Below are 20,429 nucleotides of genomic sequence, written 5' to 3'. Positions count from 1 at the left end.
CATCCCTCCCGATGACCTGAATCGACACGCCTGCGGGCATTGACCCGCCAGGGCCCGCGTGCATAATGTGCTAACGCGTTAATACATTGGATCAATGAAACAGCGTCCCGAACCCGTACCGAGCAGCGAAGCCGCCAATGCCCTGGAGGGACTTGCGCTGGCGTTCGCCGCGCTGGACAAGCCGGAGGACATCACCGCGTTTCTGCGCGACCTGTGTACGCCTGCCGAGCTCGAGGCCCTGTCCGAGCGCTGGAAGGTGGTACCGCTGTTGCTCGAAGGCGTGCCGTACCGCGAGATTCACGAGCGCACGCGCGTGAGCGTGACCACCGTCGGCCGTGTGGCCCGCAGCTTGAGCCATGGCGATGGCGGCTATGCCGCAGCTGCCCGTCGCCGGTTTCCTCACCTCGTTCCCTCTCACTGACCCGGACCGCCATGAGCCCTCCCGCCGCCTCCGCGGTGCGCGATCGTCTGCGCATCGCCATCCAGAAAAGCGGACGTCTCGGCGAGCCCTCGCGCGCGCTGTTGACCGCCTGCGGACTGGATTTCCGCGAAAGTCGCGACCGCCTGTTCTGCTACGGCGAAACCCTGCCTATCGATCTTCTGCTGGTGCGCGACGACGACATTCCCGGGCTGCTCGCCGACGGCGTGTGCGATCTGGGTATCGTCGGCCGTAACGTGCTGGCCGAGCAGTCCGCCGAGCGCGAGGCGTCCGGCCTGGCCGAGGTCGCGCGCGAGTTGCGTGCGCTCGGGTTCGGCGGCTGCCGGCTCGATATCGCGGTGCCCGACGAGTGGGAGTGGACCGGCCCGGAGCAGTTCGCCGGTCGCCGGATCGCGACCAGCTATCCGCACCTGGTCCGCGCCTGGCTGTCGGAGCAGGGGGTTCAGGCGGATGTGGTGGTGCTCTCGGGTTCGGTGGAGATCGCGCCGCGCCTGGGGCAGGCCGACGCGATCTGCGATCTGGTCTCCAGCGGTGCCACGCTCGCCGCCAACCAGCTCAAGGCCGTGCAGACGTTGTTGCGCAGCGAGGCGGTCCTGGCAGGGCCCACGCGCGCGTTCGCCGATGCGCGTGCGGACCTGATGGCATTGCTGTTGCGTCGCATGGACGGCGTGATGCGACTCAGGGACAGTCGCCTGCTGATGTTCCAGGCGCAACCCGACGCGGTATCGCGACTGTTGCAGTTGCTGCCCGATGCGGAGGCGCCGACGGTGATGCGGGTCGACGGCCAGGACACGCTGGCGCTGCAGGCTTTGTGTCATGGGGCGATGACCTGGCAGCGGCTGGAAGAACTGCGTGGGGCCGGCGCCCGCGGACTGATGGTGCTGCCGGTCGAGAGGACGCTGGCATGAGCGGCCTGCCGCAGAACGACGGCGCGGGGCGGGTGCGTTGGGCCAGCCTGTCGTCGCGCGCGCGAGACGAGGCGCTGGCGCGGCCGGTGCGCGGCAATGCCGATACCGTGCGACGTGCGGTGTCGGCCATCGTCGACGAGGTCCGTGAGGCCGGCGACGCGGCGTTGCGGACGCTCGGCCGGCGTCTGGATGGCGTCGATCTCGACGCCTTCGAGGTCGACGCGGATGGGTTCGCGGCCGCCGAGGCGGCGGTGCCGGCGCCGCTGCGCGAGGCGATGTCGCGGGCCGCGACGCGCATCGAGGCCTTCCATGCGCCCGGCGGCGCCAGCGCCTATCGGGTCGAGACCGCACCCGGGGTGCAATGCGAGCGGATCGTGAGACCGATTGCGCGAGTGGGCCTGTACGTGCCGGCCGGCACCGCGCCGCTGCCGTCCACCGCGTTGATGCTGGGCGTGCCCGCACGGCTGGCCGGATGCGCGCAGGTGGTGCTGTGCACGCCGCCGCGCCGCGACGGCAGTGCCGATCCGTCGGTGCTGGTGGCCGCGCGGCTGACCGGCGTGCACCGGGTGTTCAAGCTGGGTGGCGCGCAGGCGATCGCGGCGCTGGCCTTCGGTACGGCGCAGGTGCCCAAATGCGACAAGGTGTTCGGCCCCGGCAATGCCTGGGTCACCGAGGCCAAGCAGCAACTGGCGCAGAGCGGGGACATCGCCATCGATCTCCCGGCGGGTCCCTCCGAGGTGCTGGTGATCGCGGATGCCGGAGCGAACGCGGACTTCGTCGCGGCCGATCTGCTGTCGCAGGCCGAGCACGGTCCGGATTCGCAGGTGATCCTGATCAGCGACGCACCGATGCTGCTCGATGCGGTGGAGCGCGCGCTGGCGCGTCAGCTCGAGGTGCTGCCGCGTGCGACGATCGCACGCCAGGCACTGTCGCGCTCGCGCCTGATCGAGGTCGACGATCTCGAGCAGGCATTCGCCATCAGCAACCGCTACGCGCCCGAGCACTTAATCCTCGCACTGCGCGCACCGCGCGACTGGCTGGACCGGGTGGTGTCCGCGGGTTCGATCTTCCTCGGCGACCACACGCCGGAGGCGCTCGGCGACTACTGCAGCGGGACCAATCACGTGCTGCCGACCGATGGCGCGGCCCATGCCTGGAGCGGTGTGGGCGTGAGCGCGTTCCAGAAGACGATCAGCGTCCAGGCGGCCACACCGGCGGGCATCGCCGCGATCGGTCCGGATGCGGTGGCGATCGCGGAAGCCGAGGGGCTCGAGGCGCACGCCAATGCAGTGCGCCTGCGCCTGGAGGCGGGCAGGTGAGCGTGCTGGCTCTGCTGCGCGAGGAGCTGCGCGATTTCGCCGGCTACAGCTCCGCGCGCGGTGTGTCCTTGCAGGGAGAGGACTGGCTCAATGCCAACGAGGCGCCGTGGCCGAGCATCGCCGACGGCGACGATCGCAACCGGCGCTATCCGGATCCGCAGCCGCGCGCCCTGGTGACGGCGCTCGCGGGGTTGTACGGCACCGCGCAGGACCGGGTACTGGTCGGACGCGGCAGCGACGAAGGGATCGACCTGCTGATCCGGGCCGCCTGCCGTGCCGGGCGGGACGCCGTGCTTGTGACGCCGCCGGTGTTCGGCATGTACGCGGTGGGCGCACGCCTGCAGGATGCCCCGCTGGTCGAGGTGCCCCTGACCGACACCGAAGACGGCTTCTCGCTGGAGGCCGACCGGGTGATCGAGCAGGCGCTGGCCGAGCGGGTGCGCGTGGTCTTCCTGTGCCCCCCCGCCAATCCGACCGGTCTGGCGCTGCCGATCGAGACCGTCGACCGCATCGCCGATGCCTTGCGCGGACACGCACTGGTGGTGATCGACGAGGCGTACGCGGAGTTCTCCGGGCAGGTATCGGCACTGGCGCTGCTGGATCGGCACGAGCACCTGGTGGTGCTGCGTACGTTGTCGAAGGCACATGCGCTGGCGGCGGCCCGGATCGGGGCGGTGATCGGGCACGCCGACCTGATCGCGGTGCTGCGCCGTTGCCAGGCCCCATATCCGATTCCCGCGCCGTGCGCGGACCTGGCGGGCGCCGCGCTGGCGCCGGATGCGCGTCATCGCACCGCGGCCCGCGTCCAGGCCGTGCGCGTGGAGCGTGCACGCATGGCGAGTGCGCTGCCCGCGTTGCCCGGCATCCGCCGGGTCTATCCCTCGGACGGCAACTTCCTGCTGGTGCGCTTCGAGGACGCCGATGCGGCCTTCGCGGCGTTGCTGGCCGCCGGCATCGTCGTACGCGACCAGCGTGCGGCACCGCAACTCGGCGATGCGCTGCGGATCAGCATCGGCACGCCGGAGCAGAACGACCGCGTGCTGCGCACGCTCGCCACCCTGGGACCACGTTGAACATGGCCTCGAAGCTCCCGACCACCAAGATCCTTTTTCTCGACCGCGACGGCACCCTGATCGAGGAACCCGCCGATTTCCAGATCGACGGTTACGACAAGCTGCGCCTGTTCGCGGGGGTGATCCCCGCGCTGCTGAGACTGCGCGATGCGGGTTTCGAGTTCGTCATGGTCACCAATCAGGACGGACTCGGCAGCGAGGCCTATCCGCGCGAAAGCTTCGACGGTCCGCACGCGCTGATGATGCAGGTGTTCGAAAGCCAGGGCATCGTGTTCCGCGAGGTCCTGATCGACTGCAGCTGGCCGGCCGACAACGCGCCCACCCGCAAGCCCGGTCTGGGGCTGGTGCAGCACTACCTGCGCGACCGCGGCATCGATCTCGACCGCTCGGCCATGGTCGGGGATCGCGAGACCGACCTGCAGTTCGCGCGCAATCTCGGGATCCGCGGATTCCAGCTGCGCACCGCACAGTTCGGCGGCGACTGGGACTGGGCCGGGATCGCGCACGAGCTCGCCGACGCGCCACGCCGTGCCGAGGTCGTCCGCAACACGCGCGAAACCAGGATCCGTGTCGCAGTCGACCTGGATCGCAGGGCCGATGCGCGGGTGTCCACCGGGCTGCCGTTCTTCGATCACATGCTCGACCAGATCGGCAAGCACGGCGGCATCGCGCTCGAGATCGAGGCCGTTGGCGACCTCCACATCGACGAACATCACACCATCGAAGACACCGGCATCGCCCTGGGCCAGGCGCTGAAAGCGGCGCTGGACGACAAGCGCGGCATCGCCCGGTACGGCTTCGACGACGTGGTCGCGCCAGCCTCCGAGGCTGCGCCCACCGCGCGGCCCGACGTGGACGCGCGCGCGATCGGGGGTGCGCCCACCGATACGCCGCGCCCGGCGGAAGGCGGCGCGGCACGCGGGGCCGCAGGCTTCGTCCTGCCGATGGACGAAACGTTGGCCAGTGCGGCGCTCGACTTCGGCGGCCGTCCGTATCTCGTCTTCGACGGCAGCTTCGCTCGCGAGCGTGTCGGCGACATGCCGACCGAACTGGTCGAGCACTTCTTCCGCTCGGTGTGCGACGCGGCCGCGCTCAATCTCAACCTCAAGGTCGAAGGGCACAACGACCACCACAAGGTGGAGGCTTGCTTCAAGGCGTTCGCCCGGGCGTTGCGCATGGCGGTCCGCCGCGAAGGGGCCGAATTGCCGAGCACCAAGGGGGTGCTGTGATGCGCGTGGCGTTGATCGATGCCGGGGGCGCCAACCTGGGCTCGGTGCGCTATGCGTTGCAGCGGCTCGGGGTCGAGCCCGAGTTGACCCGCGATGCCGATGCCATCCGTCGTGCCGACCGGGTGATCCTGCCGGGCGTGAGCGCCGCGGCCACGGTGATGCGCCAGCTCCACGCGCTGGAACTGGTCGACACGCTGCGCAGTCTGCGCCAGCCGCTGCTCGGCGTGTGCGTCGGCATGCAACTGCTGTTCGAACACTCCGAGGAAGACGACACGCCTTGCCTGGGTCTGTTGCCGGGGCGGGTGCGCAAGCTCGAGGTCGCATCGGACCTGCGCGTGCCGCACATGGGCTGGAGCCGGTTGCAGCGCGAGCGCGACGACCCGTTGACGGCCGGTTTCGGTGACAGCGACTACGCCTACTTCGTGCACAGCTACGCCGCTCCGGTCACCGATGCCTGCATCGCCTCGGCTGCGCACGGCCGCACGTTCGCCGCGGTGGTGCGGCAGGGGCGGATCGCCGGTGCGCAGTTCCATCCGGAACGTTCGGCGGCGACCGGCGCGAGGCTGCTGGGCAACTTTCTCCTGGCGGACGCCGCATGAGCACGACATCGATCCGAAGGCTCACCCTGTATCCCGCCATCGACGTGCGCAACGGGCGCATCGTCCGACTGAGCCAGGGCGACTACGACCAGGAAACGCGTTACGGAGACGACCCGCTGGCACTCGCGCAGGCGTATGCGGCGCAAGGCGCCGAATGGCTGCATCTGGTCGACCTGGATGCCGCCCGGGCCGGGGGGTACACCCTGGAACCGTTGCTGCGCGAGCTGGCCGCGTCCACGACGCTGCGCGTGCAGACCGGCGGCGGCGTCCGGGATCGGGCGGATGTCGAGCGCATCCTCGCCGCCGGTGCGGCACGCGTGGTCGTGGGCTCGCTGGCGGTACGTGCGCCCGCGACGGTGCTCGACTGGCTCGATGCCTTCGGCCCGGACCGCATCACCGTCGCGCTCGACACCCGTGCCGATGCGGAAGGCGTCTGGCGCCTCCCGGTGCACGGCTGGACCGAACAGGCCGCCGGCACGCTGGACGCATTCGCCGCGCGCTACACCGCGCACGGTTTGCGCCATCTGTTGTGCACCGATATCAGCCGCGACGGCATGCTGACCGGTCCCAACTTCGATCTGTACGCACGCATCCGGGCCGCGTTGCCGGTACTCGAACTGCAGGCGTCCGGAGGCGTACGGGGCATCGAGGACGTCGTCCTCGCGCAGGCGCAGGGCTGCAGCGGGCTCGTGCTCGGGCGCGCATTGCTCGAAGGGCGATTCACATTGCCGGATGCGCTCGCGCGGGGAGACGGCTGATGCCGGCGCGTCGTGTGATCCCGTGCCTGGATGTACGCGATGGACGCGTTGTGAAGGGCGTGCGTTTTCGTGACCACGTCGACATGGGCGACATCGTCGATCTCGCCCTGCGTTACCGCGATGCCGGCGCGGACGAGCTGGTGTTCTACGACATCGGCGCCAGCCCGCAACAACGGACGGTGGACGTCGCGTGGGTGGAGCGGGTCTCCGCCCGGCTGGATATCCCGTTCTGCGTGGCGGGCGGTATCCGCGATGTCGCCACCGCGCGGACCGTCCTGCATGCCGGTGCCGACAAGATCTCGATCAACACCCCCGCGCTGGAGCGCCCTGCGCTGATCGGCGAACTGGCCGCGGAGTTCGGCGTGCAGTGCGTGGTGATCGGGGTGGATTCCATCCTCGAGGCCGATGGCGAATGGCGGGTGCGCAGCCATACCGGTGACCCGGACCGGATGCAGGCGCCGAAGAAGCGCACGCTCGACTGGATCGTCGAGGCGCAGGCACTGGGCGCCGGCGAGATCGTGCTCAACTGCATGGACAACGACGGCGTGCGACGTGGTTACGACATCGCGCAACTGCGCGCGGCGCGTGCGTCGTGCCAGGTGCCGCTGGTGGCCTCGGGCGGTGCGGGGGCGATGGCGCACTTCGCCGAGGCCTTCGGGACGGCGGATGTCGACGGCGCGCTGGCGGCCAGCGTGTTCCACAGCGGTCAGATCGAAATCGCCGACCTGAAGCGCTTCCTGCATGACGCCGGTATCGAGGTGCGTCCCGGCCCGTCCGCCTCGCAGATCGTTGCCGCCTGGTAGCCCGCCGTCCGCGCCTTTTTCGCAACCCGCCGCCTTCTTGAAGCGTCCCGTACCTCCGGAGCCCGCACCATGATCCAAGATCGTCTCGATCCCGATGCACTCGACTGGACGAAGGGCGATGGTCTGTTGCCTGTCGTCGTGCAGGACGCGGCCAGCCTGCGCGTGCTGATGCTGGGCTACATGAATCGCGCGGCGCTGGAGCAGACCCGCCGGAGCGGGCACGTGACGTTCTACAGCCGCAGCAAGCGTCGGCTCTGGACCAAGGGCGAGACATCGGGTCACGTGTTGGAACTGGTCTCGGTCGACGTCGACTGCGATGCCGACACCTTGCTGGTCATGGCGCGTCCGCAGGGGCCGACGTGCCATCTGCAGAGGCCCAGCTGCTTTCCCGATGCGCCCGCGGATGCGCTGGGCGCACTCGATGCCGTGATCGCCGACCGAGCGGCATCGCCACAGGCCGGGAGCTACACGGCGCGGCTGTTCGAATCGGGGGTCCGCCGCATCGCCCAGAAAGTCGGCGAAGAAGGCGTGGAGACCGCGCTGGCCGGCGTCGTCCAGGACGAGGAGGCGCTGCTCGGCGAGGCGGCGGATCTGGTCTACCACCTGCTCGTCCTGCTGCGGGCGCGAGGGTTGGGGCTGGACGCGGTGAGACGCGTGCTCGACGAGCGCGCTTCGCCGGGACGATGATGCAGGCCCGAACCGGCGCACGTTGCAACGGGCGGACGTCGTCGTTCGCCGCAGGGCTCGCCGGTTGTGGCGGCGGCACTGCTTCGACGGGGCGGTGACCGTGGCCCGCGGGTACAATGCCCGCCGCTCGTTCGGAGGACCCCATGATGTCGGAGACGCCTGCCTGCCCCCAGTGCGGCGGTACGCTTGCCTACGAGGATCGCGGCCTGCTGGCCTGCCCGGAATGCGGCCACGAATGGTCGCAGGCGACCGAGGCGGCCTCCGGGCCGGTGGTGCGCGACAGTAACGGCAATCCGCTCGCTGCCGGCGACACCGTGGTCGTGATCAAGGACCTCAAGGTCAAAGGCTCTTCGATCGTGCTCAAGCAGGGCACGGTGATCCGCAACATCCGTCTGGTCGAGGACGACGCCGAGCACATCGAGGCCCACTCGGACAAGATCAAGGATCTGGTGCTGAAAGTGCAGTTCCTGCGCAAGGCGTGAAGGTTCGCGGATCGATGCCGTCCCGATCAGCGAGACGGGCTGACGCCGGTGCGGCCGTACCGCTGCACCGTGTTCCGCCCACGTTGCCGGGAGGCTGGGGCAGGCACGGCGCAGCGGACGATCCGGCACCGCTCACAGCATCGACATCTCGCAATTGCTCAGCGTACGGCCGTACTGTTCGCGCAGGCGGGCCTTGCGCTCCAGATCCGCGATGATGTAGCCGCTGAAATCCACGCCGGTGAGATCCTCGATCATGTTGATCCCGCCGGGCGTGTCGACGTTGATCTCCATCATCTTGTCGCCGACGATATCCAGACCGGCGAAGTACATGCCATCGCGCATGAGCTTGGGTGCGGCGATCTCGGCGAGGTTCAGCGCATCTTCGTCGGGTACGGCAGCCTCGTATTTCCCGCCCGCGCTGACATTGCTGCGCGCGTCGCCCGTGGTGCTGTAACGGCGGATGCAGGCATAGGTGCCGTCCACCTGCAGCGGACGGCCATTGAGGGTCAACAGGCGCAGGTCGCCGTCTTTCGCGCGTGGCAGATATTCCTGGACGATGGCGTAGCCATCGCGGATCACCGCGTCGATCATCTGGTTGAGATTGGCATCGCTGTCCGGGGTGACCACGAACACGCTCTGGCCGCCCGAGCCCTGCAGCGGCTTGATGACCGCGTGGCCATCGTGCGCCTTGACGAAGCGCTTGATCTCTTCCGGGTCCAGGGTGATGCAGGTGTCCGGGCGCAGTTGTTCCGGGAAATGCTGGAAGTAGGTCTTGTTGGCGGCATCGGTGAGGTGGGTCGGGTCGTTGAGCACGATGACGTGCTTGGCCGCGATCAGCTGCGCGAATAGCAGGCTGCTGTTGGGGGCCCAGGGCCGGTCTTCGAGCTCTTCGGCGGGATCGCTGCGCAGCATCAGCACGTCGAGGTTCTCGACGTTGATGCGCTCGACGTGCGCCTCCTCGCCCTGCAGCTCGCTCAGCACGGCGGCATCGTCGGCATAATCGCCGCGCTGCAGGACGTGCGCGCGCGCGCAGACGCTGCCGCTGGGATCGTAGGTGAAGTCGCCCAGTCCGATCAGGACCACCCGATGCCCGCGTTTCGCCGCGGTGCGGGCGAGCCGGATGGTGGTGTAGTTCCCCTGCTCGGTGGCGATGTCGTTGACCACGAATCCCAGCGAAATCCGGCCCGACGCTGGGTGGCCGCGGTCGGATGCGTCGCCAGGAGCGGTCTTCGGGGCGGCCTTCGCCGAAGCCGCGGCTGCGGTCGACGTGCCGCCCGCGGCGCCGGTTGCGGCGGGACCCGGAGCGGCTGGAGCATCCGCTGCGGCATCGGTCGACGTGTGTTGCGCGGATGCGGTCTCGGTGGAGCGGTGTGCCTGGGTCATGCGTCGGGTTCCGTGTGATACAGCGATTGGACGGGACATTCGCGGCAGCGCGCCAGGCGCTGCTGGAAGTCGTCGCGGTAGCGATAGCGCGGCAGGACATCCGGGGCGACCGCCCAGCCCGCTTCGATCAGTTGCTCGACGACCACGCGATGCGAGAGGGCGAACTTGCCGACGAACAGCAGTTCGAAGTCGCCGTCGTCGCCGAGGTAGTCGACCAGATCGCGCAGGCCGCGCAGGTACACCGCATCCTTGGTCAGGCCGCCGCCGCGCAGGGCGCGCACGGCGATGTCGAACGCGTCGTCGGTGGGCAGGCCGTGGGTGACGTGCAGGCGGTCGAAGATCGCGGGCACCTGTTCGCCCTCCAACGCCATGCCTGCCGCCACCACGCGGCCTGCGAGCACGCGCAGGCGTTCGCCGGGGAGGTAGCCGGCGAGGTACTCGGACAGGACGCCGAGGCCTTCCTGCAGCGGATCGTAGTGGGCCAGGCCGACCTTGAGCTGGGTGAGCGCCTGGCGCGCGCCGTTGTGACGGGTCACCACGTGGGTGCCGATCTCGTGCTGGATCAATGGCTGGATGCGCGCGCGCGGCAGTCGGATGTTGCCGTCGACGTAGAAGGTGCCGTGCGAGACCATCATCATCGAGTTGAGATCGGTGTCCACGACCACGTCGGCGTGGAAGTCCGGCGTGCGTTCGGCGTACCAGGCCAATTCCGCTTCGACATCCGCCATGACTTCGTCGATGCCGGCATCGGCCTGGAGCGGAGCGCTGGTCGGCACGTCGCGCAGGATCTCTTCAGCGAGGTCGAGCAGCGGAGGCTCGACACCACCGAACAGATCGATGCTGGCATTGACGAAGCCGTCGGTGCCGCGCAGGCGCACCAGCTCCAGTTGCCGATCGAGTTCCCGCTGCTTTTCCGAGAGCAACCCGGACAGCAGCGGCGACTCGACCTCAGCCACCGGCAGATCGAGCAGGCTTCGGCGCGCCTGGGCGAAGTCGAGCTCGAGATCGATGTAGCGCAGCTCCGGCATCCGTGTGCGGCCGCTGTCGTCGAACGCGCGCCACAGCCCCTCATTGCCGAGCGGGGAGAGCGCCAGCAGCCAGTCGAGCCTGGCGTCGAGCGCCGCGAGCGCGGTGTCGACGCGGGCGGCGATCGGCGGGAGCGGTTGCGCGGCGACCGCACTCAACGTCCGAACTCCCCGCGCACGGCACGCACGGCGCGTTCGAGGCCGGCATGCAGGTCGTACAGGCGCGCGATGTCGGCCTGACCGGTCCATTCGTCCATGAAGGTCTTCTTGTATTCGATGGACAGCGTGCAGATGCGATCGCCATAGCGGTGATGGACCCATTCCGGAAAATGGCCGCCGCCGGGATAGCGGACGTTCTCGCGTACGTCCGGCGCACCGCCGGCCACCGGGGCGTCGCGCATCTCGCCGGCGAACGTATCGACCACATGCCCCCAGCGCGCACGATCGAGCGTGGTGGCGCCCAGGTCGATATCGGGGTTCGCCTCGGCCGGGGCGTGCGGGCCGTCGGCGCCGTCACGGCGATGGTTGTAACTGTGCAGGTCCAGCAACAGCAGGGTGCCATGCCGTTGCAGCAGAGCGTCGAGAAGCTCGGCGAGCATTGCGTAGAAGCGGTCGTGGATGGCCAGCGAGCGCTGGATTTCGTCGTCGGGCAGTTCTTCCTTCCAGAAGCGGATGCCCCAGGTGTCGGCCGGATCGCCCGACAGCGCCTTGTCACGTGGGCGATTCAGATCGACCTCGAAGCGCGAGCGACGCGCGCGCAGTCGGACGTCGCCGACGGTGGTGAACAGGCCCGTCAGCGGGTCCTCGTCGCGGCGACGGCTGGGGGTATCGATGTGCAGATACTGCTGCAGTGAGGCGCGCATGGCGTGGCCGTCGTGAACGGCCGCCGCGATGACGGGCCCCTGGCCGAGGACGAGATCCCACTCGCCGCAGGGCGATGCCGCGACCAGTGCGGTCGCCTCCCTGAACTGTACGGACGGCCGCTCGGGCGGATCGCCCGGTCGGGACGGAGACGGGTCGAACGGTGCATCTGTCTTCATGCCACCGATGCTGGCAGCGGCGGCATGAGGCGGCCGTGCACGGCCGCGGGTACGTTCAGCGAGGTCTGCGTGGCGTGGTCTTCAGGCCGTCACGTCGATCTCGACGGTCCCGATCCGCACCTGTTGACCTGCCCGGATCTTCGCCGTCTTGCGGGTTTCGATACTGCCGTCGACCCGCACGACGCCGCTGGCCACGAGGGCCTTGCCGGCGCCGCCGCTGTCGACGATCCCGACAAGCTTGAGCAACTGGTTGAGTTCGACGAATTCGCGGCCGGGTTCGAGCGGAAAGGCGATGTGGTCCATGTCGGCATGATCCCATGACGGGCCGCGGCGCGCGCGGGCCGTTACGCGCGATACCACGCCCGGTGCCTGCACACGGGTGAATCGCATGCGTCACCGGCTCGACGTGACGTCGTCCTCGGTGCCGGGCACGCCGACGCGGATGGCGCGAGAGAAATCGGGTCCGTCGGCGACGGCCCGCGCCCGGGGATTGATGTAGCCGCGCGCATGCAGCGTCTCGAAGGGGATGCCTTCGGCGAGACCGCCCTGGTCGTAGGCGTATCCGGCGAAATAGCCGGACAGCAGCAGGCGCGGATCCAGCGGCAGGCCGGGATCGAGGCGACGCGCGATGTCGTAGACGATGGTGGTGCAGTTGGTGGTCAGCGTGTTGTAGAAGGTCGGCGTGCGGCGCAGGCGCTCGCCTTCTTCCAGGTAGGCCGTGAACAGGGTGCGCAACTGGGACGGCCGGAGGTTGAGCCGGTAGAGGTAGACGTCCTCGCCGCGCGCATTGCTGCGCGTGCGCACGATGTCGCGTTCGTCGGCGGCGATCAGGACGGCCTCGAACTCGCGGAAGAAGCCGCCGACCGCGGAAAATTGCTCGTGGGCTTCCTTGCGGATCTCCAGCGAGAACACGAGATGACGCCCGTCGTCGAAGCCGAACGACACCAGGGTGTGGGCGATCGCCGGTCCCATCCAGTAGGAGAGAACGAGGTCGGCGCTGACGATGCGATCGAGATCGTACGCGCGAGTTTCCCAGCGCACGTCGTAGTCCTCGGGCGTCCGCCAGCTGAAGTTGCGGACGTTGTGGAGCGTCACCACCGAGCCTTCGTGTTCGGCACGCAGCAGGCGTGCGACGTCGTCGGCCCAGGAACGGTCGTGGGACGGGCGAATCGTGGCCCACCAGCCCAGCATGACGGCGAACGCCAGTAGCCAGACCAGCGAGGCCCGCCAGCGTTTCGCGACGAACGCGCCCAGCCCCAGCAGGCCGATGCCGCCCCACAGGATCATCACGGCCAGGCGGACGGCGAGGGTGGCCGGACCCTGGTACCAGAGCGCCATCGCGCCCCAGGCCGTGCAGACCAGCACCGCCGCGGCCAGTGGCCAGCGCAGCCATTGCAGGCGCGCGCCGTGAGACTTCACGGCGTCATCGGCCGGCAGCAGGATGCAGCCATTCGCGCATGCCGCGCAGGCGTTCGGCCAGCGGCGGATCCACCGGGCCGTCGTCGATCAGGCCGCTGGCGAGGGCGCGGCGGAACGGCGCGAGCCGGGTGCTGGCCTCGATGGCCGCACGCCGCAGTGGTCGCAGCACAGGACGGTCGTCGCCGTAGAGGCCGGCCACCGCGCGGGTGGCGAGGTACAGCGGCCGGGTGCCGCGGCGATGCCGGCGCTCGTAGCCGGCGAGCGCGCGGGGATCGCCGGGATCGGCGTGCCTGGCCAGCGACAGCGCGACCGCCGCGGACAGCCGCTCGACCCCGGCCAGACCGAGATTGAAGCCATGCGCGGTGACCGGGTGCATCCCGACGGCGGCATCGCCGACCAGCGCCGCGCGTGGCGCGACGAAGCGATGTGCATAGGTGGCCACCAACGGATAGCGATGGCGCTCGCCGACCGGATGCATCGCGCCCAGCCGGTGTTGGAAACGGTGCTCGACCTCGCGCGCGAACGCGTCGTCGTCCAACTGCGCCATGCGGTCGGCTTCATGCCCGGGCAGGGTGAGCACCACGGACGAGAGCTGCGGAGCGAGCGGCAGCAGGGCCCGGGTCTGGGCGTCGCCGAACCATTGCCAGGCGGTGGCCGCATTGTCGGTCTCGTGACGCATCCGGCACACCAGCATGTGGCGCCCGAAGTCGTGCATGTCCGTGGCGATCCCGAGCATCTGCCGCGTGCGCGAGAAGCGGCTGTCGGCGGCCACCAGCAAGCCGACGCGATGGCTGCTGCCGTCGACGAGATCGAGCTCGATCGCCGCCCGGCCCGGACGCACGGCATGGACACCGCTTCCGGCGTGGACGTCGACATGCGCGTGGTCCACCGCCTCCGTCCATGCGGCGGCGCGCAGGAGATGGTTGGAGACCAGATTGCCGAGCCGGTCGTGGCCCTGGCCGTCGGCAGCCACGCGCAGGGCACGGGATGCGTCTCGCTCGAAGATGTGCGCTTCGCGCAAGGGCGATGCCGCGTCCGCGGGAAGGTGTCGCCAGATCCCGAGCGCACGCAGGGCCCGCACCGATGCATGGGTGAGGGCGATCTCGCGGCCGTCGGGCGTGGGCGCGGCCAGCGCCTTGCGCGGCTGGGTGTCGACGAGGATCACCCGCAGGTCCAGGCGGGCGAGCGCGACGGCGGTGGCGAGGCCGATCGGGCCGGCGCCGACGATGGCGATATCGGCGGTCCGTGGGCGGGCGGTGGTCCTGGGCATGCCGTCAGTGTAGCGCCGGCGGTCGTGCGGACACGGAGCAGGCGGCGCGCGGTAGGCTGTGCGCCTTTGCAGACAGTGGACAGCGGGCGGATGGGCGGATCGGGCGGACACGGGAGCGGCGGCTGGTTCGCGCGTGTGTGGCGCCGCCTGCGCGGACCGGTGGACGCGCAGGGCAAGCGTCTGCGCAAGCCGTTCGTGCGCCGGGGGCGCGGGTATGCCTCGCTGCAGTTCACCCGCAACCAGACCCAGAGCCGGATGCGGATGGACGACCCCGATCTGCTGCTCATCGATTACACGCGCACCATGCTGGCGGCCCTGCTGTGGGCGCCGCCGGCGCCGCGCGTCGGGATGATCGGCCTCGGCGGCGGCTCACAGGTGAAATTCATCCATCGCCACCTGCCGGCGGTGCGACTCGAGGTGGTCGAGAACAATCCCTGGGTGATCGATCTGCGCGGGGCGTTCGGCGTGCCCGAGGACGATGCGCGCCTGCAGGTGATCCTGGACGATGGTGCCGGCTTCATCGCTGCGCGGCCGGGGCGATACGACGTGCTGCTGGTCGATGGTTACGACGAGACCGGCATTCCGCCGATGCTGGCCAGCGAGGCGTTCTACACCGCCTGCCGGGAGGCGCTGGCGCCGCGGGGGGCGTTGTCGGTGAATCTGTTCTGCGCCGACGCGGAGACCCACCTGGCGCGACTGCGTCGTGTGTTCGGCGCCCAGCGCGTCCTGTTGCTCGACGAGGCCCGGATGAAGAACCGGGTGGCATTCGCGTGGCGCGGGTCGCGGCCGATGCGCGGCACCGCGCGCCGTCTGTCGGCGGCGATGGCCGCGTCGGCGAGCGCGCAACTCGGGCCGGTGCTCGAGCGCGTGGAGCGTGCGATCCCGCCGCCGCGATGACCGTGGCGCGGGCGGTCACGGACCAGCGAACAACGGCGAGCGCCCGGACATGCCGGGCGCTCGCTTCGCGGTCACGACACGCCGTCGGGGCGCGTCATTCCTCTTCGTCGTCGTGCTTGCGCCGGTCCGGGCGCTGCGGCTCCTGGCCGGGCTGGCCCTGTCCGGACTGCCCCGGCGAAGACACTCCGCCGGGCTCGCGGTTTTGGCCAGAGGCCTGTTGGGACTGCTGTTGCCTCTTGTCGTGGTCGTCCTGCGGCTTCATTTCGCATCTCCGTGAAAGGTGATGCGGGGCGTCGCCTCCTTCGCGTCCCGCGTCGGCGATACTCCGCCCGGGTGATCGCGTCCCACGTGAAATTCCGGTGCCACGGACGTGAAACCGATGAACGCTTCAGCCTGCGGCGACCGGCCGCCGCCGGTCAGTCCAGATGGGCCAGCACGTGCTCGGCGCCGGAGATCTTGAACTCGCCCGGTGCCTCCACGAACAACTGCCTGATCACTCCGTCGTCGGCGTAGAGCGCGAAGCGCTTGGCGCGCAGGCCCATACCGTAAGCGCTGGCGTCCATCTCCAGACCGAGCGCACGAGCGAGGTCGCCGTTGCCGTCGGAGAGCATCCACAGACCATCCGGTACGCCGAGCTGCTCGCCCCAGGCGTGCATCACGAAGGGGTCGTTGACGGCCACGCACGCGACGCCGATGCCACGCGAGCGGAAGGTCTCGAACTGCTCCACGAAACCCGGCAGATGGCGCTCCGAACAGGTCGGTGTAAAGGCGCCCGGGACCGCGAACAGCACCATTTTCCTGCCCTCGAACAGGGTCGGGGTGTCGATGGCCTGGACACCGTCCTTGAAATACTTGAGGACGACTTCGGGGATGGCATCGCCTGCTTTGACGGTCATGGGACACGGCCTGCTGGAAGGGTGAACGCAGTCTAGCCGCCTGCGGTGGCACGGACGCGAAGACGACTTGAAATACCGGCGGCGGACGCTAGATCGGGGACATCGCGGCGCCGGCCCCATGCCGGATCGCCCCCCAACCCTTCAGGAGCATTTCCATGAGGCAGGCAATCCGTTTCTCGCGTTTCCCCGTCCGGGGCCTGGCGTTGCAGCACCCGCTGTACCAGGGCATCGGTCCCATCTTCCGCGCCCGCGAGGCTCAGGCCGGCGACCGCGACGCAGCGGTCGCGTCGTGGATGCCGCACGTCGACGTCCGTGAGGAGGAAGGCCGCTTCGTGATCCTGGCCGATCTGCCGGGCGTGGACCCGCAATCCGTCGAGGTGCTGATGGACAACGGCATGTTGAGCCTGCGCGGCGAGCGCGAAGCGCCCGCCCTTGAGGACGGCGTCCGGGTGTCCCGCACCGAGCGCCGCCACGGTGCCTTCCAGCGCCGGTTCGCGTTGCCCGACAGCGCCGATCCGGCAGGCGTGACCGCAAGCGGCCGGCACGGTGTGCTCGAAATCAGCATTCCGAAGCGTGCGGAGCGCGCGCCGCGTCGTATCCAGGTCGAGACGGGGCTGCCGGTCACGCCGGCCGCCGGCCAGGCGTAATCGCATGCGGTCGACCCGGGCGGTTCGCCGGCCTGGCTAGCGAACCGCCAGGGCTGTCGGCTGAGCGTTCGACGGCGCCGTGTACACCCGCCGCGCATGAACGCCCCATTCCCGGGGCGCTTCCACGGCGGTGCGAAGGTTCGCTGCACCGCCGGTCCGACGGACTTCCGATGAAGTGCTTCGGATAGGGCACCGCCGTGGTCGGACGCGTGGCACGACGCGCCCGCTCCGGATCACGTCCTCTCCCCTCACGCTCTACACTGTCGCCCCGACACACGAATCCGCACCATGCAGTTCAAGGACTACTACGAGACCCTGGGCGTCGAGCCGGGCGCAGGCGAGGCGGAGATCAAGACCGCCTACCGTCGCCTCGCCCGCAAGTACCATCCGGACGTCAGCAAGGAGTCGGATGCCGAGGATCGCTTCAAGGCCGTCAACGAGGCCTACGAGGCGCTGCGGGACCCGGAGAAGCGTGCGGCCTACGATCAGTTGCGGGCACGCGGCTATCGTCCGGGCGACGAGGTTCATCCGCCGCAGGGCGGATTCGGCGGCAGCCCGGGCGGGGTCGATTTCGACGAGATCTTCGCCGGCGGTGGTGCGGGCGGCGGTTTCAGTGATTTCTTCGAGGAAATGTTCGGTCGTCGGCGTGGCGGCTTCGGGGGGCAGGCACCGGGCGGTGCGCCGCGTGGCGACACGCGCGCGCGTCTGGCGGTGCCGCTGGAGACGGTGTATCGCGGCGACAGCGTGCGCATTTCGGTCGGCGGCAAGTCGCTCGATGTCAGCGTGCCACGCGGCATCCGGCCAGGGCAGGTCATCCGTCTGAAGGGGCAGGGCGCGCATGGCGACCTGTTGCTCGAGGTCGAGTACGCGGCACATCCGCACTTCGAGGCCGATGGGTTGAATCTGTTGCACGTGCTGGCCGTGGCGCCATGGGAAGCCGCACTGGGCGCGACGGTGAATGCGCCGACCCTGGGGGGCGACGTGGAGCTGAAGATTCCGCCAGGTTCGGACGCCGGCCGCAAGCTGCGCCTGCGCGGTCGCGGTCTGCCCGGCCAGCGTGGCGCACCGGCCGGCGATCAGATCGTCGAGCTCGAAGTGATCGCGCCGAAGCCGGAGAACGAGGCCCAGCGGCAGGCGTATCGCACGCTCGAATCGGCGTTCGGCGAACACTGGCGCCAGGGTTGACCGGAGGCGGGCGCCGGGCTGTGGCGGCCTCCCAGCGCGTACGTTTGTCGTCGCCGACGTGCTGCGATGGCGCGATCCACGGAAGCTTGCGTGCCGTGTCGGGCCATGGTTCGTGGTGCGACCGTAGATCCCGCCGGGGGCGTGGCGGCGTCGGCTTCGCGATCAGGCTGCCGGCGGCGCGTCGCCCGCGCCCAGGGTGCTGCTGATCACGTCGGAAAGCTCGGTTTCGCTGAAGGGCTTGGTGAGATAGCCGCGCGCGCCCTGACGCATGCCCCAGATACGGTCGGTTTCCTGGTCCTTGGTGGTGACCAGCACGACCGGGATGTGCTTGGTGGTCGCGTCACGGGTGATCGAGCGCGTGGCCTGGAAGCCGTTGAGATTCGGCATCACCACGTCCATCAGGATCAGGTCGGGGCGCTCGCGCCTGGCGGCGTCGACACCGGCCTGCCCATCTTCCGCGGTCAGGGCTTCGTGTCCGAGTTTCTCGACGATGCGCCGGATGCCCGCGAGCTGCGACGGCGAGTCGTCGACGATCAGGATGCGCGCCATCAATGTCCCCCGGTTGTTCCGACCGACGATTGTAGCGGGGGCGTGCGACCCCGCAAGCGCGCGTTTCGTGCGCGGCGTCGCCTGACGATCGGGCGCCCGCTCAACCGATGCGCACGAGGGTGCGTCCGAGCGCGCCGCCGGCGAGCATGCGGTCGAACACCGCGGGCAGGGTGTCGAGGGTGGCCTCGTGGGTCAGGATGCGGTCGAGGTGGCGGGGCTTCCACGGGCCCGCCAGGCGCGTCCAGACCTCCTCGCGGATATCGCGTGCGGTCCCGGCCGACGCGATGCCCAGCAGAGAGACGCCGCGGATGATGAAGGGCATGACCGTCGCCGGGAGCTCGGCGCTCGCCGCCAGCCCCGCACTGGCGACATTGCCGTAGGACTCGGTCTGCGCGAGCAGGCCGGCCAGCATGGGACCGCCGACGTTGTCGAGGCCACCGCCGAAGCGGGCCGATGCCATCGGACGGTCGACCGCCAGTACGCCGCGGTCGAGCACTTCGCTTGCGCCGATCGCGCGCAGGTAATCAGCCTGTTCCGGCTTGCCGCTGATCGCGTGCACGGCGTAACCGGCACTGCTGAAGATGTCGATGGCCAGCGAGCCGACGCCGCCGCTCGCACCGGTGACCGCGAGCGGACCGAGCGCCGGTACCTGCCGGTTCTCGGTCATGCGCAGCAGGGCCAGGGCGGCGGTGAAGCCTGCGGTGCCGAGGATCATGCTCTCGCGCAGGTCGAGGCCGCGGGGCAGGGGAATCGCCCATTCGGCCTCGAGCCGGGCGTACTCCGCGTAGCCGCCGTCGCGGGTTTCGCTCTGGCCGCAGCCGGTGACCAGCACCGCATCGCCCTCCCGGAACGCCGGGTCGCGCGACTGCACCACGTGGCCGGCCACATCGATGCCGCCGACCAGCGGAAAGCGGCGCAGGATCCTGCCCCGACCGGTACCGGCCAGCGCATCCTTGTAGTTGATCGACGAGTATGCGACCTGGATCACCAGTTCGCCGGGCGACAAGGCGTCGAGCCCGATCGATTCCAGGCCGCTGCGGTAGCCTGCGTCGTCGTTGTGGATGCGGAAGGCGCGGAAGGTGCCGGGAATGCTCATGGCGCTGACTCGTCGTCTCGAGGGTGTCGAAGCCGATGATCCGGCCCCAGTGTCGGTGCGCGTGCGCGGCGGGCGCCGGAAGCGTCAAGCGCGTCGCCACGCGCGGGGCAATCACCGCATGGTCTTGCGGTGCTTCTCGTTCAACCACTTGCTCGCCTGCGCCGGCTCGTACGCCTGCATCCACGCGAACATCGCGTCGATGTCGTCGCCGTGCCAGAGATCCTCGCGCTGCTCGGGATGCAGGAAGCGCTCCTCGACCATGCGATCGATCATTCCCATCAGCGGGGTGTAGAACGCGTCGACATCCAGGAACGCGCAAGGCTTGTCGCCGATCCCGAGCTGGCGCCAAGTGAGCATCTCGAACATCTCGTCCATCGTGCCGAAGCCGCCGGGCAGGGCGACGAAGGCGTCGGACAGGTCGAACATGCGCATCTTGCGCTCGTGCATCGAGCCGACGACGACCTGGTCGGTGAGTCCCGGGTGGGCGACTTCCCAATCCACCAACTGCTGGGGAATCACGCCGGTGACGCTGCCGCCGGCGTCCAGCACCGCGTTGGCCACCGTGCCCATGAGCCCGACGTTGCCGCCACCGTAGACCAGCCGCAAGCCGTCCTGGGCGATGCGCCGACCCAGCGCGACCGCGCGCTCGGCGTAGACCGGCTTGCTGCCGGCGTTGGAACCGCAATACACGCAGATCGACTTCATGTTGTTCGACTTCATGTTGT

Annotated in this window: 24 protein-coding genes; 13 read left to right on the top strand and 11 right to left on the bottom strand. The window is 69.5% G+C overall.

All coding sequences use genetic code 11. The features are described 5' to 3' along the window. Window positions 1-94: 94 nt before the first annotated feature. From RG19_RS07790 to RG19_RS07745, 10 genes are all read left to right on the top strand, one after another. The gene (locus RG19_RS07790; protein ID WP_058834786.1) at window positions 95-421 is read left to right on the top strand and encodes a YerC/YecD family TrpR-related protein; all 327 of its coding nucleotides are present in this window, start codon (window positions 95-97) and stop codon (window positions 419-421) included. 11 nt (window positions 422-432) lie between these two features. After that, window positions 433-1,347, top strand: coding sequence for an ATP phosphoribosyltransferase (hisG, locus tag RG19_RS07785; protein ID WP_058834785.1), 915 nt, complete (start codon window positions 433-435; stop codon window positions 1,345-1,347). Then, window positions 1,344-2,666 carry a histidinol dehydrogenase gene (gene hisD, locus RG19_RS18195; protein ID WP_058834784.1) on the top strand — a complete coding sequence of 441 codons (1,323 nt, stop codon included), beginning with the start codon at window positions 1,344-1,346 and terminating at the stop codon, window positions 2,664-2,666. Before hisG ends, hisD begins: the two co-directional genes overlap by 4 nt. Continuing rightward, a complete protein-coding gene (hisC, locus tag RG19_RS18190) occupies window positions 2,663-3,739 on the top strand; it encodes a histidinol-phosphate transaminase (protein WP_058834783.1) in 1,077 nt (358 codons plus the stop codon). Before hisD ends, hisC begins: the two co-directional genes overlap by 4 nt. Before the next feature lie 2 nt (window positions 3,740-3,741). Then, window positions 3,742-4,968, top strand: coding sequence for a bifunctional histidinol-phosphatase/imidazoleglycerol-phosphate dehydratase HisB (gene hisB, locus RG19_RS07770; RefSeq protein ID WP_058834782.1), 1,227 nt, complete (start codon window positions 3,742-3,744; stop codon window positions 4,966-4,968). After that, window positions 4,968-5,567, top strand: coding sequence for an imidazole glycerol phosphate synthase subunit HisH (hisH, locus tag RG19_RS07765; protein ID WP_058834781.1), 600 nt, complete (start codon window positions 4,968-4,970; stop codon window positions 5,565-5,567). The genes hisB and hisH overlap by 1 nt, the downstream gene beginning before the upstream one ends. Further along, a complete protein-coding gene (hisA, locus tag RG19_RS07760; protein ID WP_058834780.1) occupies window positions 5,564-6,325 on the top strand; it encodes a 1-(5-phosphoribosyl)-5-[(5-phosphoribosylamino)methylideneamino]imidazole-4-carboxamide isomerase in 762 nt (253 codons plus the stop codon). The genes hisH and hisA overlap by 4 nt, the downstream gene beginning before the upstream one ends. After that, window positions 6,325-7,128: an imidazole glycerol phosphate synthase subunit HisF gene (gene hisF, locus RG19_RS07755; protein WP_058834779.1), complete on the top strand. Its 804-nt coding sequence runs from the start codon at window positions 6,325-6,327 to the stop codon at window positions 7,126-7,128. Before hisA ends, hisF begins: the two co-directional genes overlap by 1 nt. A gap of 69 nt (window positions 7,129-7,197) precedes the next feature. Continuing rightward, window positions 7,198-7,815: a bifunctional phosphoribosyl-AMP cyclohydrolase/phosphoribosyl-ATP diphosphatase HisIE gene (gene hisIE / locus RG19_RS07750; protein ID WP_058834778.1), complete on the top strand. Its 618-nt coding sequence runs from the start codon at window positions 7,198-7,200 to the stop codon at window positions 7,813-7,815. Window positions 7,816-7,961: 146 nt separating this feature from the next. Beyond that, window positions 7,962-8,297 carry a zinc ribbon domain-containing protein YjdM gene (locus RG19_RS07745; RefSeq protein ID WP_058836485.1) on the top strand — a complete coding sequence of 112 codons (336 nt, stop codon included), beginning with the start codon at window positions 7,962-7,964 and terminating at the stop codon, window positions 8,295-8,297. Window positions 8,298-8,429: 132 nt separating this feature from the next. Here the strand turns inward: RG19_RS07745 and RG19_RS07740 are convergent, their stop codons facing one another. The 6 genes from RG19_RS07740 to ubiM form a co-directional block, all read right to left on the bottom strand. Further along, window positions 8,430-9,680 carry an ATP-grasp domain-containing protein gene (locus tag RG19_RS07740; RefSeq protein ID WP_202905326.1) on the bottom strand — a complete coding sequence of 417 codons (1,251 nt, stop codon included), beginning with the start codon at window positions 9,678-9,680 and terminating at the stop codon, window positions 8,430-8,432. Beyond that, window positions 9,677-10,864 (bottom strand): tyrosine/phenylalanine carboxypeptidase domain-containing protein, encoded by a 1,188-nt coding sequence (locus RG19_RS07735; RefSeq protein ID WP_058834777.1) that lies wholly within the window; start codon window positions 10,862-10,864, stop codon window positions 9,677-9,679. Before RG19_RS07735 ends, RG19_RS07740 begins: the two co-directional genes overlap by 4 nt. Next, complete coding sequence (locus tag RG19_RS07730; protein WP_058834776.1) at window positions 10,861-11,745, bottom strand: N-formylglutamate amidohydrolase; 885 nt, start codon at window positions 11,743-11,745, stop codon at window positions 10,861-10,863. Before RG19_RS07730 ends, RG19_RS07735 begins: the two co-directional genes overlap by 4 nt. A gap of 81 nt (window positions 11,746-11,826) precedes the next feature. Beyond that, window positions 11,827-12,048 carry an RNA-binding S4 domain-containing protein gene (locus RG19_RS07725; protein WP_058834775.1) on the bottom strand — a complete coding sequence of 74 codons (222 nt, stop codon included), beginning with the start codon at window positions 12,046-12,048 and terminating at the stop codon, window positions 11,827-11,829. A 90-nt stretch (window positions 12,049-12,138) separates the two neighbouring features. After that, complete coding sequence (locus RG19_RS07720; RefSeq protein ID WP_082672807.1) at window positions 12,139-13,083, bottom strand: Lnb N-terminal periplasmic domain-containing protein; 945 nt, start codon at window positions 13,081-13,083, stop codon at window positions 12,139-12,141. 85 nt (window positions 13,084-13,168) lie between these two features. Then, entirely contained in the window at window positions 13,169-14,434 is a 1,266-nt protein-coding gene (gene ubiM, locus RG19_RS07715; RefSeq protein ID WP_058834774.1) for a 5-demethoxyubiquinol-8 5-hydroxylase UbiM, read from the bottom strand. Window positions 14,435-14,524: 90 nt separating this feature from the next. Between ubiM and RG19_RS07710 the strand changes: the two genes are divergently transcribed. Beyond that, window positions 14,525-15,331 (top strand): spermine/spermidine synthase domain-containing protein, encoded by an 807-nt coding sequence (locus RG19_RS07710; protein WP_058834773.1) that lies wholly within the window; start codon window positions 14,525-14,527, stop codon window positions 15,329-15,331. A 94-nt stretch (window positions 15,332-15,425) separates the two neighbouring features. On the opposite strand, the gene RG19_RS17560 is transcribed toward RG19_RS07710, so the two are convergent. Both RG19_RS17560 and RG19_RS07705 read right to left on the bottom strand, forming a co-directional pair. Then, window positions 15,426-15,593: a hypothetical protein gene (locus tag RG19_RS17560; RefSeq protein ID WP_157515199.1), complete on the bottom strand. Its 168-nt coding sequence runs from the start codon at window positions 15,591-15,593 to the stop codon at window positions 15,426-15,428. Window positions 15,594-15,747: 154 nt separating this feature from the next. Beyond that, on the bottom strand, window positions 15,748-16,227 hold the full coding sequence (locus RG19_RS07705) for a peroxiredoxin (protein WP_058834772.1): 480 nt from the start codon (window positions 16,225-16,227) through the stop codon (window positions 15,748-15,750). A gap of 155 nt (window positions 16,228-16,382) precedes the next feature. Here RG19_RS07705 and RG19_RS07700 point away from each other — a divergent pair, with 155 nt between their 5' ends. Together RG19_RS07700 and RG19_RS07695 are read left to right on the top strand one after the other, a co-directional pair. After that, the gene (locus RG19_RS07700) at window positions 16,383-16,874 is read left to right on the top strand and encodes an Hsp20/alpha crystallin family protein (RefSeq protein WP_058834771.1); all 492 of its coding nucleotides are present in this window, start codon (window positions 16,383-16,385) and stop codon (window positions 16,872-16,874) included. 288 nt (window positions 16,875-17,162) lie between these two features. Further along, on the top strand, window positions 17,163-18,059 hold the full coding sequence (locus RG19_RS07695) for a DnaJ C-terminal domain-containing protein (RefSeq protein WP_058834770.1): 897 nt from the start codon (window positions 17,163-17,165) through the stop codon (window positions 18,057-18,059). 162 nt (window positions 18,060-18,221) lie between these two features. On the opposite strand, the gene pilH is transcribed toward RG19_RS07695, so the two are convergent. The 3 genes from pilH to RG19_RS07680 form a co-directional block, all read right to left on the bottom strand. Then, window positions 18,222-18,608, bottom strand: coding sequence for a twitching motility response regulator PilH (pilH, locus tag RG19_RS07690; protein ID WP_058834769.1), 387 nt, complete (start codon window positions 18,606-18,608; stop codon window positions 18,222-18,224). A gap of 100 nt (window positions 18,609-18,708) precedes the next feature. After that, window positions 18,709-19,704, bottom strand: coding sequence for a YhdH/YhfP family quinone oxidoreductase (locus RG19_RS07685; protein WP_058834768.1), 996 nt, complete (start codon window positions 19,702-19,704; stop codon window positions 18,709-18,711). A 111-nt stretch (window positions 19,705-19,815) separates the two neighbouring features. Further along, window positions 19,816-20,409, bottom strand: a complete 594-nt coding sequence (locus tag RG19_RS07680; RefSeq protein ID WP_058836482.1) for an LOG family protein — start codon at window positions 20,407-20,409, stop codon at window positions 19,816-19,818. Window positions 20,410-20,429: the final 20 nt, after the last annotated feature.

The organism is Luteimonas abyssi (assembly GCF_001482195.1).
GTDB classification, from domain to species: domain Bacteria; phylum Pseudomonadota; class Gammaproteobacteria; order Xanthomonadales; family Xanthomonadaceae; genus Luteimonas; species Luteimonas abyssi.
The sequence above is the reverse complement of the archived record's forward strand: the minus strand, read 5'-3'. Positions and strand labels throughout refer to the sequence as shown.